Source organism: Actinophytocola sp., from assembly GCF_045807065.1.
In the GTDB taxonomy this organism is placed as follows: Bacteria; Actinomycetota; Actinomycetes; order Mycobacteriales; family Pseudonocardiaceae; genus Actinophytocola.
In genome coordinates, this window is the sequence record NZ_JBJMIE010000703.1 from 1 (window position 1) to 12695 (window position 12695).

Sequence of the window (12695 nt, forward strand, 5' to 3'; positions counted from 1 at the left end):
CGGGGGTCACGAGCCTGTCGGTGGACCTGCACAAGTACGCCTACTGTCCCAAGGGGACGTCGGTGCTGCTGCACGCCGACGCGGACCTGCGGCGGCCGCAGTTCTTCGCGAGCGCGGCGTGGCCCGGCTACACGATGCTGAACTCGACGCTCCAGTCGACGCGGTCGGGCGGCCCGCTGGCGGCGGCGTGGGCCGTGCTGAACCACATCGGCGACGAGGGATACCGAGAGCTGGCGTCCCGCGTGCTGTCGGCGGTCCGTTCGCTGCGCTCGGGCATCGAGGCCATCGAAGGCCTGGCGGTACAGGGCGAGCCGCGGTCGACGCTGCTGTCGGTGGTCGCCACCGCGGCCGACTTCGACGTGTTCACCCTGGCCGACGAGATGACCGAACGGGGTTGGTACCTACAGCCCCAGTTCGGCTTCGAGTCGTCCCGCCCGAACCTCCACCTGACCGTGACGGCCGCCAACCACGGCACGGAGCCGCTGCTGCTGGCGGACCTGACCGCGGCGGTGGCCGCGGCCCGCCGCCGCGGCCCGGTGGCGGTGGCACCCGAGGTGGTGTCGACCATCGCGAACCTCGACCCGGCGGACCTCACCCCGCAGAACTTCGCCGCCCTGCTGTCCTCGGCCGGCCTGACGGAGGTGGCGGCCCCGCGCCGCATGGCGGAGATCAACACCCTGCTGGCGGCCGCACCCCCGCCACTGCGCGAGCGCCTGCTGGTGGAGTTCCTGAGCGCGCTCTACACACCGGCCCGCTGACCGCGGGTCTCGCGTCCGGCACCCGCGAGTCAGCGTGTCCAGCCCTCCGGCTGGGTGGCGTGCAGGAAGTTCTCCACCGGGGGCTCGACCGGGCGGCCGTCGTACTGGGTGGACAGGACCACCGACGAGCGCATCTCGCCGTGTTTGCCCAGGCGTTCGAACAGGCCCTCCAGGTGGGCGAGGGACGCCGCGCGGACCTTGATCATCGTGCAGTGGTCGCCGCTCAGCTTGTGGACCTCGACGATCTCCGGGTAGTCGTCGGACGTGCTGGTCTTCAGCAGGCAGCTGCCCAGGGAGCACTGCATCTGGACGAAGGCGAGCAGCGGGAAACCCGCGCGGCGGGCGTCGACCTGCGCTCGGTAGGCCGTGATCACGCCGGTCTCCTCCAGGCGCCGGACGCGCTCGGCCACCGCCGGTGCGGACAGGTTCACCCGCCGGCCCAGCTCCTTGTACGACAGCCGCCCGTCGGACTGCAGTTCGTCGAGCAGGCGCCAGTCCACCGCGTCCAGGGGCTTTTCCGAACGAAAGGTCATCAGGCCCATTTTCCTTCCGAAGCGCCGGTCGCGGCCACCATATGCCTGCCGAAAGCCGTTCAACCAGAGCCGTCTCCTGCCTACCGTTCTCACCATGAGATCCCTGTTCGCCGCAGTGGCGGCGATGAACACGGCCATGGCGGGCGCCAGCACGGCCGCCACCCTGGTCGCGGCCGAGGCCGCCGGGGCGGGCTGGTCCGGCGTGCCCAACGCCGCCGGCGTACTCGGCACCGCACTCGGCACGCTCACCGCCGGCAACCTGATCTCCAGGTACGGCAGCAGGAAGACGCTCAGAGGCCTCTACGGCACCGCCGTCGTCGGCGCGTCGGTCGCCTTCGCCGCCGTCGTGAGCGCCACCCTGCCCGTACTCCTCATCGGGATGTTCCTGCTGGGCCTGGGCAACGGCGCCGCGCAGCTGTCCCGCTACCTCGCCGCCGAGCTGGTTCCCGCGCACCGCAAGGGTTTCGCGCTGTCGATGATCGTCTGGGCCGGTACGGTCGGCGCCGTACTCGGGCCGACGCTCATGGCACCCGGCGCGCGGCTGGCCACCTCGTTCACCCTGCCCGCGCTCGCCGGTCCGGTGCTGGTGGCCGTCGTGATGACGGCCGTCGCGCTGCTCGTGTCCAGGACCCGCACGCCAACGCCACCCGCGCGCCGGACCTCGTTCGTCGCGTTGCGGAGCCCGGTCGTGCTCGTGCCCATCGTGTCGATGGTGTGCGCGCAGCTCACCATGGTCGCGATCATGACCATGACCTCGCTGCACATGGCCGCGCACGGCCTCGAGGTGCTCGGCGTGGTGATCTCCGTGCACATGGTCGGCATGTTCGCGCTGGCGCCGCTGTCCGGCCGACTCGCCGACCGCTTCGGCGGCCGCACGGCGATCTACCTCGGCATCGGCTGCCTCGTCGTGGCCGCGGTCGCCGCGTTCGGGGCCGAACACGTGGCCGGCCTGTCGTTGGCCATGTTCCTGCTCGGGTACGGCTGGAACCTCGCGTTCGTCGGCGGTTCCGCGATCCTCAGCCGCGAGCTGCCCGAGGACCGGCGCATCCAGCTGCAGGGCGCGGTGGACGCGCTGGTCTGGGGTTCCTCCGCACTGGCGAGCCTCGGTGCGGGTGTCCTCTTCGGACTCGGTGGCTACCCGCTCGTCGCGGTCGTCGGCGGGATCGTCGCGCTGGTGCCGCTCAGCGTGGTGGGGCGGCGAGCGCCAGCCGGACCAGCGCCGCTCCCGCCGCCTGCATCGGCAACCCCGCGATCGCGGCAGGGGTGAACGGACGCATGCTCACCGCGCCCTCGTCGTTGACCGCGACCCGTGCGCCGAACAGCTCGTCGAACACGGCCGGGTCGATGCGCACCCGCACGAGCAGGTCGGTCGCGAACGTCAGCGGGTCCACGCCGAGCCCGAGCACGTCGGCCGCGATGTCACCGGCGTCGAGCGCGGCGGTCATGGCCCGCGCGAACGGCCAGGTCCCGTAGTCCGGCGCCGTGACCTCCGGCTCGCCGAGCAGCTCCTCCGCGTACTCGCGGAGCATGAACCGCCACAGGTCGAAGTCGTCCGGCCCGGACGACTGGAACACGCCGACCGGCACGACCTGGTAGAGCCCACCGGCGTGCCCGACCTTGGCGGGGTCACGCCAGTGCAGCAGGAACTGGTCGTCCCCGCGGGTGGTGAGCGCGCTGATCGCCATGTTGGCCGGGCGGCGGCGCAGGTCGGTCGGGTCGCCGACGGCGTCGCGGAGCGGGGTGGCGGTGCCGTCGAGCCGGGCCGCCGCGTACTCGTGCGCGGCGGCCTCGCCCGTGTCGATGCTGTCGAAGTACCACCCGTCACCGAACACCAGCTTCGGCGCGGGACCGGCCAGGTCGGCCTCGACCAGCCGCCAGGTGGGCCGGTTCTCGAACACGGTGGGCGCGTCGAGCGCGGCCATGGCGGCGGAGTAACCGGCGTGGTCGGGGTGGCCGGACGCCGCCGGCAGGTCCCACGCGGGCGCCGACGCGAACGTAATCTCCACCGAGGACAGGGGAATCGGCGCGGCGGGAGTCCAGGACGGCCGGGAGAGCAGCGGCGTCCCCGCCAGTCCTGTCGGGAAACCGGCGGCCAGGTCGTACCTGTGTGTCCGCAGGTAGGCGCGTACGTCCTGCCAGCTGCTCATGGCCCGCATTCTGCCGTTTTGCCGCTCCGTGAAATAAGCCGCCCTATTCCACGCCGGTGAAATCTTCTGCGTTGCCCCGGCCCCGACCCGGTCCGACGATCGAGGTCGAGGCGAAGGGAGCGGCCATGAAAGCGGTGCGGCTGCACGAGTACGACAAGCGCCCGGTCGTCGAGGACGTACCCGAGCCGGAGGTGAGCGGCCCGTTCGACGTGCTGGTGGAGATCGGCGGCGCCGGCCTGTGCCGGACCGACCTGCACATCGTCGAGGGGCAGTGGGCGGAGAAGTCCGGCGTCGCCCTGCCGTACACGATCGGCCACGAGAACGCCGGCTGGGTGCGCGCGGTCGGCTCGGCCGTGTCCACGCTCGCACCCGGCGACACGGTGATCCTGCACCCGATCGTCACCTGCGGGCTGTGCCGGGCCTGCCGCGCCGGCGACGACGTGCACTGCGCCAACTCGCGGTTCCCCGGCATCGACTCCGACGGCGGCATGGCCGAGCTGCTGCTCACCACCGCCCGCTCGGTGATCAGGCTCGACCCGTCGCTGCGGCCGGCGGACGTCGCCGCGCTCGCCGACGCCGGGCTGACCGCGTACCACGCCGTGCGCAAGGCCGTGCCGCTGCTCTACCCGGGGACGCGCGTGGTCGTGATCGGCGCCGGCGGGCTTGGGCACATCGGCGTCCAGTGCCTCGCCGCGATGACGCCGGCCGAGGTGATCGTGGTCGACCGGTCGCCGGCGGCACTGGAGCTGGCACGGAGCGCCGCGCACACGGTCGTGGCCGACGGCGCGCACGTCGACGCCGTGCTCGACCAGACCGGCGGCGAGGGCGCGCACGTCGTCCTCGACTTCGTCGGCGAGCGGGGGACAGAGACCGAGGGCGTGGCGATGCTGCGCCGGGCCGGGTCGTACTTCGTGATCGGCTACGGCGGCCGCGTCGACATCCCCACGATCGACATCATCTCCAGCGAGATCAACGTGATCGGGAACCTGGTCGGCTCCTACAACGACCTCGCCGAGCTGATGACCCTCGCCGCGCGGGGAAAGGTGCGGCTGCACACGAAGACGTACCCGTTGGACGCCGTCGACGAGGCCATGGACGACCTCGACGCCGGCCGCCTCCGGGGCCGCGGAATCCTCGTGCCGGAACGGAGCTGACTCGATGTACGAGAAGGATGGCGAGCGGTACTTCGTCGTCGACGGCCACATCCACTCCTGGGACGGCCGTCCGTCCAACCAGGCCAACCGCTACGGCGAGGGCTTCATCAACTGCTTCTACGACTACCACCGCAACCTCTCGCCGGAGTCCGAGGTGTGGCCCCTGGAGGAGTTCTGGCAGCAGTCCGAGGAACGGATCCTGCACGACCTGTTCGAGGTCGGCCACGTCGACAGGGCGATCTTCCAGCCGACGTACCTGACCGACTTCTTCGTCAACGGCTTCAACACCACCGAGCAGGTCGGCGCGCTCGCCGAGAAGCACCCGGACCGCTTCATCGTCAACGGTTCCTGGGACCCGCGCGACGGCGAGGCCGGTCTCGACCGGCTGGAGGCGTTGGCGCAGCGGTGGAACCTGCGCGGCGTGAAGCTGTACACGGCGGAGTGGAAGGGCGACTCGAAGGGCTGGAAGCTGACCGACCCGTGGTCCTACCGGTACCTGGAGAGGTGCGAGGAGCTGGGCATCCGCAACATCCACGTCCACAAGGGACCGACGATCTATCCGCTGAACCGCGACGCGTTCGACGTGGCCGACGTGGACGAGGCGGCGTCGGCGTTCCCCGACCTGCGGTTCGTCGTGGAGCACGTCGGCCTGCCACGGCTGGAGGACTTCTGCTGGATCGCCACGCAGGAGCCGAACGTGTACGGCGGGCTGGCGGTGGCGCTGCCGTTCATCCATTCCCGGCCGAGGTACTTCGCGCAGATCATCGGCGAGCTGCTCTACTGGATCGGCGAGGACCGGATCACCTTCGGCAGCGACTACGCGATCTGGACCCCGCGCTGGCTGGTCGAGAGGTTCGTGGACTTCCAGATCCCGGACGACATGACCGAGTACCCGGAGCTGACGACCGCGAGCAAGAAGAAGATCCTCGGGCTCACCATGGCCGGCCTGTACGACATCGAGGTGCCGGACGAACTGTCCGCCGCACCCGTCCCGGCGGCGTCGGGCGTCGCGATCGGGTCCGAGCCGATGGCGCCGGCATGAGCGAGCTGTGGGCGGCGCTGGGCACGGTCGTCGACCCGGAGCTGGACCAGCCGATCACCGACCTCGGCTTCGTCAGCGAGGCGGTGGTCGCCGCCGGCCACGCCCGCGTCCGGCTCCGGCTGCCGACCTACTTCTGCGCGCCGAACTTCGCCTACCTGATGGTTGCCGACGCGTACGACGCGGTGCGGGCCCTGCCGTCGGTGACCTCGGTGGACGTCCGGCTGGCGGACCACTTCGCCGCGGCGGAGATCAACGCGGGGGTGGCCGCGTCGGCCGGGTTCGCCGGCGCGTTCCCCGGCCTGGCGGCCGGTGACCTGGCCGAGCTGCGGCTGACGTTCCGGCGCAAGGCGTACCTGGCGAGCCTGGACCGGCTGCTGCTGTTGTCCGGAGCGACCGCGGCGATCGGGGAGGTGCCCCCGTCGCCGGCCCGGGACGCGATGCTGCGCCGCCGTGCGGCGCTGGGGCTCGACTGCGCGCCGGACGCCCCGCTGCTGCTGGACGAGCACGGCGCTCCGCTGACCCCGCCGCGGCGGCGGTACGCCCGTTCGGTCCGGCTGTCGATCGAGGGCAACGCGGGCTTCTGCCGCGGTCTGTTGCGGACGCGGTACCCGGAGGTGCTGAATCGTTCCGTCTGACGCGTGGGCCGAATCCTGACGTACTGTCGTCCAGGTGGCACATGACGAGGTGTGCCGTCCCGGGAGGTGCGTGGGTTGACCGAACCGAGCGGGCTGATCGGGTCGGCGCAGCGTGCGCTGCGGGTGCTGGACATCGTCGGTTCCGCCGGCGACGGCATCACGGCCAAGGCTGTCGCGAGACGCGCTGGCTACAACCTCTCGACCACCTACCACCTGCTCAACACGCTGGTGCACGAGGGTTACCTGATCCGGCTGGGCCACGGTCGCGGCTTCGGCCTCGGGTACAAGGTCGGCAGCCTGTACCAGCGCCTGTGCGCCGAGCTGGACGTGGGCCAGGAGCTGCAGGACGAGCTGCACCACCTGCACCAGCGCGCCGAGGCGGCGGCCTACTACACGGTCTTCCGCGAGACGGACATCGTGGTGGCCGCGGTCGCCGACTCACCCGCGTTCCCCCGCGCGACGCCCCTGGACTTCGGCTTCCACGAGGCGGCCCACGCGACGGCGTTCGGCAAGGTCCTGCTGGCGTCCCTGCCGCGCCGGGACCGCCGCGAGTACCTGGCCGGCGCCGGCATGCCCCGCCTGACGTCCCGGACCACCGTCCGCGCCACCGACCTCGACACGGAGCTGGAACACGTGTCCCGGGCGGGCATGGCCCTGGAGATCGAGGAGTTCCAGCCGGAGCTGGCCTGCCTGTCCGCTCCGGTCCTGGACTCGGCCGGCCGAGTAACCGGCGCGGTGGCGTTCTCGGTCCCGTCGACGGACTTCGCGACCCGCCGCTGGCACCTCGAACGCGCCGCCCGCACCGGCGCCGCCCGCTTCGCCCACCTCCTGGCCAAGACCCCAAGCCTGATCACCGGCCTCTAACCCGCGTGTCCAACCCGCCGAACCCGCGTGTCCAACACGGCGGACCCGCGAGTCCAACCTTGCGGACGCGCGAGTTCAACGAATCCTGCCGGTCACTTTTGTTGAACTCACCCGTCGCGGGCGTTGGACACGCGATGTCGGCGGATCTTTCACTGCGGGGCGGGTTGATCGTTCCCCCGGGCCGAGGTCGCCACGCGGCCGACGGGGAGGTGACGGAACGTGTATAGGGTCGTGAGCAGGCATTACGCCATTCGAGTGGCTGCTAGGTCCACTCGATCGAGTGGTTCGTAGCTGGATTGCGGGTGTAAGTGCACTAGGTGTATGCACGTGCATTCGCATCTTCTAGAGAAGTGTCGCTGACTCGGTGTAACGTTCCGTTCAACGACTTATACAGACCGTTCATCGTTTGGCCCGGCGGGTCACGGGCGTGTAACAAGATCAATAAGAGAAGATGAGCGAGCGCCCTGGGGGCACAGCCGATAGCCCGAACGTGGCTCCTTGCTGGAACAAGGAGCCACGGAACCGCCCCGTGCCCCAGGCGCTTGTGTCGGTACTAGCGAGTAACGAGGCGAGGAAGCACGAAACGGTGACCAGGATAAGGCCCGAGAGCACCATGACACCAGAAGAGAACAGACAGATAAACACAGAATCCCAACCGCAGACGCGCAGGAAGGTCAAGCTGCCGACGCCGGCGGAGCCCGTGCCACCCACGGGGCCGCCCGCGCGTCAGGACGCCACGCCGCCTCGGGCGTCGGCGCGTGACCGGTTGCTCCGCCTCGCGGAACTGGTCGTCGGGGACTGGGCACCCACGTTACGCGAGGCCGGGCTGCGGGTCGTCCTCTTCACGTTCGTGCTGATCGCCGTCGGCGTCGCGTTCGGGCCTGGTGTCGGCCTGCTCGGCGCCGTCGTCGGCTTCCTGACCTTCCTCGTCGGGCGGGCCGGGGGTCCCGGGTAGGACGTGCGCGGGCGGCTGTCACAGGTAGGCGGCCGCCCAGTCGGACAGGCTGTGCCAGCCGATCTCCGGGTACTCGCGGCGCAACGCCTGGACGTCCACCCGCATCCCGACCGTGCCGAAGTAGCGGAACATCGCCGCCAGGTCCGGTGAGTACCGCTCCGCCACCTCGATGGGCGCCTGTTCGTACCGCAGCTCGCGGCCGAGCGCCGCACCCAGCACCGACGCGATCTCCGGACCGGTCAGCTCGTCGCCCGCGAGGTCGACCCGGCGACGGGCGAACCGGGACGGGTGGGTCAGCACATGGGCGGCGAACGCCCCGATGTCGGCCGTCGCGACCAGCGCCAGCGGCTTGTCCGCCGGCAGTGGCACGCTCAGCATCCCGCGTTCGCGTGAGGACAGGTGCCACGGCTGCGCGTACTGGTCCATGAACGCGGCGGGCCCCAGCACGGTCCAGGGCACGTGCTGCGCCGCGAGCCGCCGCTCGATGCGGAACTTGCTGTCGAAGTGCGGGATCCCGGTCGCCCGGTCGGCGTTCGCCGCGGACGTGAACACGATGTGCCGCAGGCCGGCCGCCGCGTCGATCAGCGTGGTGCCGTCCTCGACCTCGGCCTCGGTGCTCGAACCGAACGGGGTGGTGACCGCGAACAGCGTGTCGACGCCCTCGAGTGCGAGGTCCACGGAGGACCGGTCGCGGAAGTCGGCGTACGCCACGTCCGCGCCCAGCGCGGCCAGCGAAGCCGCGGCCGGCGGGTTGCGCGTCAGGGCGCGAACGCGTTGGCCGGCGGCGAGCAGGGCGCGAGCGGTGGCGCCGCCCTGTGCACCCGTGGCGCCGGCCACTGCGTGATAAAGTATCTGTGTCATGCAGACAAAGTACGGTCGAATGTCTGCGTCACGCAACTGATTAGCGGGAGGACACATGCGCCGGTCGGACCGGCTCGCCGAGCTGAACCGGGTCTCCCGCCAGTACCTGGCGTCGTACGTGCTGTTCAACCAGGCCGTCGCCGACCGGCTCGGCATGCACCCCACCGACGTGCAGTGCCTCAACCTCCTCACGCTCGAGGCCGAATCCCGTACGACGGGCCAGATCGCCGAGCTGACCGGCCTGACCAGCGGCTCCGCGACCCGCCTCGTCGACCGCCTGGAACGCGCCGGTTACGTGCGCCGCGAACGCGACACCGGCGACCGCCGCAAGGTGCTCGTGCACCTGGTCGACGAGGGGATCGCCGAGTTCGGCCGCATGTGGGCCGAACTCAGCCAGGGGTGGGACGCGGTCTTCGACGGCTACACCGAGAAGGAGCTGGCACTGCTGGTCCGCCACATGCGCCGCACCATCGAGCTGAGTGCGGCGCAACGCGACCGGCTCGGTACGGGTTCGGCGCGCGGGTGAGCGTCCGGCGCGACACGGTCAACGCGTTCGTCCTCTGTGGACAGTTGCCTTCCGCGTGGGCTTTCGTGTTCGGCATCGTGATGCCCGGGCGCGTGTGGTTCGGCTAAACCAACGTGCCAGGAGCTTCACTCGGAGAACGATGGTTGGTTACGCACCGCCGTGGGTACCCGTCCCCCGAACGGGTGGACAAGGAGGTGCGGGAAGCATGCTTTTCCTCGGTTTGCTGCTCTTGGTGGTGAGTGCCGCCGCAGCCGTGCTGCTGATCGCCTACAACCAGGGCGGCGCTGAGCAGACCGTCACGATGTTCGGCCGCGACTGGACCAGCGTGACCATGGTGGAGGCGTTCGTCGCCGGTCTCGTTGTGGCCGCGGTGTTCCTGCTCGGCCTGTGGATGATCATGTCCGCGAGCCGCAGGGCTCGGGAGAACCGGGCCCGCTACCGCGAGGCGCGCAGGGAGGCCAGGGAGGCCGCGCGCGAGCGCGACCAGCTGGCCAAGCAGCTGCGCAACGAAGAGGACCGGCGCGAGCCGGACACGGAAACGATGGTGACGCCGCCGGTCGGCACGCGGGGTGCCCCCGCTGCCGGTGCGGAGCGGACGGCCGATGTCCCGCCGCCCCCCAGGCACGCGGCGTCGGCCGGCCAGCAGCCGGTGATCACCAACATCAAGCCCGGCGACTCCCCCACCAGGTAGCCGGGCCGCGATAGCGGCCGGCCACGGCCCAACTCCAGACGCCGCCGGTTTTCTTTCCCCCCGGTGGACCGGTGGCACCTGGGTCGTGGCCGGCCGCCTGATCTTCTCCTCGGCACCTCGGGAGACGTCACCTCAGGAACTCGGCCGGCACGGACACCGCGAGCCACACGAACTCGTTGCCGCGCAGGAACTCCACGCCAGCCGCCCGGGCGGCCACGGTGTCCACGGCCAGCACCACCGGGTTCGCGCCCTTGCGCCGGCCGACCGACTGGGCCATCTCCCTCGTCACCGACAGGTGCACGTACTGCCGCCGCATCGGCCGCAGCCCCTCCCGGCGGATCCGGTCGGCCACCGACGCGGCCGTCCCGTGGTGGAGCACGGCGGGCGGCACCCCGGGCGCACGCTCGATCCGGCCCGGCACGCTGTGCCCGTACCGCGCGCGGATCCGGTCCCCGGCCAGCTCGAACCGCTGCTTCGGGCTGTCCCGCACCACCTCCTCGAGCCGTTCCCGGCGCACACCCAGCGCGGCGAGCAGGTCGGCGACCGGTGTCCAGCCCTCCTCGTCCAACTCCAGCTCGTACAGCCAGGGCTCGTGCCGCAGCGCGTGCGACATCCTCTTGCTGAGCCGAACGTCGTGCACGAGGTGCGACTGTATCGGGCAGACTCACGACCATGGACCCGATTGGACTGCGCTTCGACGACGTCGCGGAGCTGTACGACCGGGTGCGCCCGCACTACCCGGACGAGCTGTTCGCCGACCTGGCCGCGCTGACGGGCGCCCGGCCCGGCACGACCGTGCTGGAGGTCGGCTGCGGTCCCGGCCAGGCGACGCGCGGCCTGCTCGCCCGGGGCTGGCGCGTCCGCGCCGTCGAGCCCGGCGAGACGATGGCGGCGCGTGCCCGGGAGAACTTCGCCGGCCGGCCGTTCACGGTCGACGTTTCCCGCTTCGAGGACTGGGACCCCGACGGCGCCACCTTCGACCTGCTGTTCTCCGCCACCGCCTACCACTGGGTCGACCCGGCGGTGCGCTGGACGAAGGCCGCGGCGGTGACCGGCGCGATCGGCCTGGCCACCAACCGGACGGTGGCGGGCGGGCAGTTCGACGACGTCTACCGCGCCTCCGCCGACCTGCACGCCCGCTACGGGCATGAGATCGAGTTCGGCATCCCGCAGACCGCCGGGTCGATCCTCGACGAGATACACGCCACGCGGCACGACATCGGCGCGGTCTGGGCAGGCGCGGACCCGAAGTCCGGCCCGAGCCTCGCCGGCCCGCTGTTCACCCCGCCCGAGCTCCGCTCCTACGAATGGGAGACGACCTACGACACCGCCGACGCCGTGGCGCTGCTGTCGACGTACTCGCCCTACCTGCGCGTGCCGGCGGAGCGGCGGGCCCGGCTGCTGGACGGCATCGCGGACATCGTCGATCGGGACTTCGGCGGCACGGTCACGCGCCGCTACCTCGGCGTCCTGGCGGTGGCCAAGCGGCGCTGACCGGAGGAGGATCGTCGGCTGTGACGGAGATCGAGATCACACCCGAGCCGGGCGGCTCCCAGGGACTGCACGGGTACCTCGCGACGCCGGACGGCCAGGGCCCGTGGCCGGGTGTGGTGCTCATCCACGAGGCGTGGGGCGTGGACGAGAACATGCGCGCGCACGCCGACCGGCTCGCGAGGATGGGGTACCTCACGCTCGCACCCGACCTGTACAGCCAGGGTGGCGCGCGGAAGTGCCTGGTGTCGACGATGCGGGCCATGCTGACCGGCAGGGGTCGCGCGTTCGCCGACCTCGAGGCGGCACGCAGGTACCTGGTCGCGTCGGACCGGTGCACGGGGAAGGTCGGCGCGATCGGGTTCTGCATGGGTGGCGGCTTCGCGCTGCTGACCGTGCACTCCCACGACGCCGTGGCCGTCAACTACGGCTTCCCGCCCAGGAACGTGGACGAGGTCATGGCCGGCGCCTGTCCCGTGGTCGCGAGCTACGGCGCGCTCGACACCCCGCTGCGCAGCGCGCCGGCGAGACTGGAGGCGGCGCTCACGAAGGCGGGTGTCGTCCACGACGTGAAGCAGTACCAGAAGGCCGGGCACTCGTTCCTCAACGAGACCGAGAGCGGCCCGGGCTGGTTGCGGCCGCTGCTGCGCGCGCAGCACGCCGGCCCGGAACCGGCGGCAGCGGCGGACGGCTGGCGCCGGATCGAGGCCTTCTTCGCCGAGCACCTCGGCGCGGGGGAGAGCTCCTGAGCCCGGTCACCGCCGCCGGCGGTAGAACTCGGCCAGCACCGGGGCCAGGGTCGCGGCCGGCACCTCGTGGAAGCCACCGTCGAGCCCGACGACGTCGCCGTCCGGCACGGCCTTCGCGACCGCCTCGGTGCTCGCGACCAGCCACGACGGGCTGCCGGTGCTGTACACCCCGAGCACCGGCACGTCGACCTCGGCCAGCGACGCGGGCAGCCCCTGATCCTCGCCCGTGATCCACGCGTCGTAGACGAGGGTGTGCGCCATCGCGGCCAGGGCCGGCCACATGGGCATC

Annotated in this window: 14 protein-coding genes and 2 pseudogenes; 11 read left to right on the plus strand and 5 right to left on the minus strand. The window is 71.4% G+C overall.

Annotation, left to right across the window (positions count from 1 at the left end):
• Window positions 1–758 (plus strand): annotated as a pseudogene (locus ACJ73U_RS41245) (aspartate aminotransferase family protein); the annotation flags it as partial.
• A gap of 29 nt (window positions 759–787) precedes the next feature.
• On the opposite strand, the gene ACJ73U_RS41250 reads toward ACJ73U_RS41245, so the two are convergent.
• A complete protein-coding gene (locus tag ACJ73U_RS41250; protein ID WP_407783222.1) occupies window positions 788–1291 on the minus strand; it encodes an Lrp/AsnC family transcriptional regulator in 504 nt (167 codons plus the stop codon).
• A 94-nt stretch (window positions 1292–1385) separates the two neighbouring features.
• Here ACJ73U_RS41250 and ACJ73U_RS41255 point away from each other — a divergent pair, with 94 nt between their 5' ends.
• Entirely contained in the window at window positions 1386–2558 is a 1173-nt protein-coding gene (locus tag ACJ73U_RS41255; protein WP_407783223.1) for an MFS transporter, read from the plus strand.
• On the opposite strand, the gene ACJ73U_RS41260 is transcribed toward ACJ73U_RS41255, so the two are convergent.
• The gene (locus tag ACJ73U_RS41260) at window positions 2473–3438 is read right to left on the minus strand and encodes a hypothetical protein (RefSeq protein ID WP_407783224.1); all 966 of its coding nucleotides are present in this window, start codon (window positions 3436–3438) and stop codon (window positions 2473–2475) included. The genes ACJ73U_RS41255 and ACJ73U_RS41260 overlap by 86 nt on opposite strands.
• 125 nt (window positions 3439–3563) lie before the next feature.
• On the opposite strand from ACJ73U_RS41260, the gene ACJ73U_RS41265 reads away from it, so the two are divergent.
• The 5 genes from ACJ73U_RS41265 (at window position 3564) to ACJ73U_RS41285 (ending at window position 8088) form a co-directional block, all read left to right on the plus strand.
• Window positions 3564–4592: an NAD(P)-dependent alcohol dehydrogenase gene (locus tag ACJ73U_RS41265; RefSeq protein ID WP_407783225.1), complete on the plus strand. Its 1029-nt coding sequence runs from the start codon at window positions 3564–3566 to the stop codon at window positions 4590–4592.
• A gap of 4 nt (window positions 4593–4596) precedes the next feature.
• Window positions 4597–5634, plus strand: coding sequence for an amidohydrolase family protein (locus ACJ73U_RS41270; RefSeq protein WP_407783226.1), 1038 nt, complete (start codon window positions 4597–4599; stop codon window positions 5632–5634).
• Window positions 5631–6269: an iron-sulfur cluster assembly protein gene (locus ACJ73U_RS41275; RefSeq protein WP_407783227.1), complete on the plus strand. Its 639-nt coding sequence runs from the start codon at window positions 5631–5633 to the stop codon at window positions 6267–6269. The genes ACJ73U_RS41270 and ACJ73U_RS41275 overlap by 4 nt, the downstream gene beginning before the upstream one ends.
• A 75-nt stretch (window positions 6270–6344) precedes the next feature.
• Window positions 6345–7133 (plus strand): IclR family transcriptional regulator, encoded by a 789-nt coding sequence (locus tag ACJ73U_RS41280; protein WP_407783228.1) that lies wholly within the window; start codon window positions 6345–6347, stop codon window positions 7131–7133.
• Window positions 7134–7833: 700 nt separating this feature from the next.
• Window positions 7834–8088: a hypothetical protein gene (locus tag ACJ73U_RS41285; RefSeq protein WP_407783229.1), complete on the plus strand. Its 255-nt coding sequence runs from the start codon at window positions 7834–7836 to the stop codon at window positions 8086–8088.
• A gap of 18 nt (window positions 8089–8106) precedes the next feature.
• Here the strand turns inward: ACJ73U_RS41285 and ACJ73U_RS41290 are convergent, their stop codons facing one another.
• Window positions 8107–8949, minus strand: a complete 843-nt coding sequence (locus tag ACJ73U_RS41290; protein ID WP_407783230.1) for an NmrA/HSCARG family protein — start codon at window positions 8947–8949, stop codon at window positions 8107–8109.
• Between the two features lie 55 nt (window positions 8950–9004).
• Here ACJ73U_RS41290 and ACJ73U_RS41295 point away from each other — a divergent pair, with 55 nt between their 5' ends.
• Window positions 9005–9475 carry a MarR family winged helix-turn-helix transcriptional regulator gene (locus ACJ73U_RS41295; protein ID WP_407783231.1) on the plus strand — a complete coding sequence of 157 codons (471 nt, stop codon included), beginning with the start codon at window positions 9005–9007 and terminating at the stop codon, window positions 9473–9475.
• 205 nt (window positions 9476–9680) lie between these two features.
• A complete protein-coding gene (locus ACJ73U_RS41300; protein WP_407783232.1) occupies window positions 9681–10166 on the plus strand; it encodes a hypothetical protein in 486 nt (161 codons plus the stop codon).
• Between the two features lie 127 nt (window positions 10167–10293).
• On the opposite strand, the gene ACJ73U_RS41305 is transcribed toward ACJ73U_RS41300, so the two are convergent.
• A complete protein-coding gene (locus ACJ73U_RS41305; protein WP_407783233.1) occupies window positions 10294–10806 on the minus strand; it encodes an RNA 2'-phosphotransferase in 513 nt (170 codons plus the stop codon).
• 32 nt (window positions 10807–10838) lie between these two features.
• Between ACJ73U_RS41305 and ACJ73U_RS41310 the strand changes: the two genes are divergently transcribed.
• Together ACJ73U_RS41310 and ACJ73U_RS41315 are read left to right on the plus strand one after the other, a co-directional pair.
• Window positions 10839–11660 (plus strand): class I SAM-dependent methyltransferase, encoded by an 822-nt coding sequence (locus ACJ73U_RS41310; protein ID WP_407783234.1) that lies wholly within the window; start codon window positions 10839–10841, stop codon window positions 11658–11660.
• 20 nt (window positions 11661–11680) lie between these two features.
• Window positions 11681–12406 carry a dienelactone hydrolase family protein gene (locus ACJ73U_RS41315; RefSeq protein WP_407783235.1) on the plus strand — a complete coding sequence of 242 codons (726 nt, stop codon included), beginning with the start codon at window positions 11681–11683 and terminating at the stop codon, window positions 12404–12406.
• A 6-nt stretch (window positions 12407–12412) separates the two neighbouring features.
• Here ACJ73U_RS41315 and ACJ73U_RS41320 read toward each other — a convergent pair.
• Window positions 12413–12695: pseudogene (locus tag ACJ73U_RS41320) on the minus strand (alpha/beta hydrolase); the annotation flags it as partial.

Bases quoted from the DNA above. Each gene is read 5' to 3' on its own strand.
- ACJ73U_RS41290 (WP_407783230.1), bottom strand. From the start codon at position 8,949: ATGACACAGATACTTTATCACGCAGTGGCCGGCGCCACGGGTGCACAG.
- ACJ73U_RS41300 (WP_407783232.1), top strand. From the start codon at position 9,681: ATGCTTTTCCTCGGTTTGCTGCTCTTGGTGGTGAGTGCCGCCGCAGCC.
- ACJ73U_RS41260 (WP_407783224.1), bottom strand. From the start codon at position 3,438: ATGAGCAGCTGGCAGGACGTACGCGCCTACCTGCGGACACACAGGTAC.
- ACJ73U_RS41265 (WP_407783225.1), top strand. From the start codon at position 3,564: ATGAAAGCGGTGCGGCTGCACGAGTACGACAAGCGCCCGGTCGTCGAG.
- ACJ73U_RS41255 (WP_407783223.1), top strand. From the start codon at position 1,386: ATGAGATCCCTGTTCGCCGCAGTGGCGGCGATGAACACGGCCATGGCG.
- ACJ73U_RS41250 (WP_407783222.1), bottom strand. From the start codon at position 1,291: ATGACCTTTCGTTCGGAAAAGCCCCTGGACGCGGTGGACTGGCGCCTG.
- ACJ73U_RS41310 (WP_407783234.1), top strand. From the start codon at position 10,839: ATGGACCCGATTGGACTGCGCTTCGACGACGTCGCGGAGCTGTACGAC.
- ACJ73U_RS41295 (WP_407783231.1), top strand. From the start codon at position 9,005: ATGCGCCGGTCGGACCGGCTCGCCGAGCTGAACCGGGTCTCCCGCCAG.
- ACJ73U_RS41270 (WP_407783226.1), top strand. From the start codon at position 4,597: ATGTACGAGAAGGATGGCGAGCGGTACTTCGTCGTCGACGGCCACATC.
- ACJ73U_RS41275 (WP_407783227.1), top strand. From the start codon at position 5,631: ATGAGCGAGCTGTGGGCGGCGCTGGGCACGGTCGTCGACCCGGAGCTG.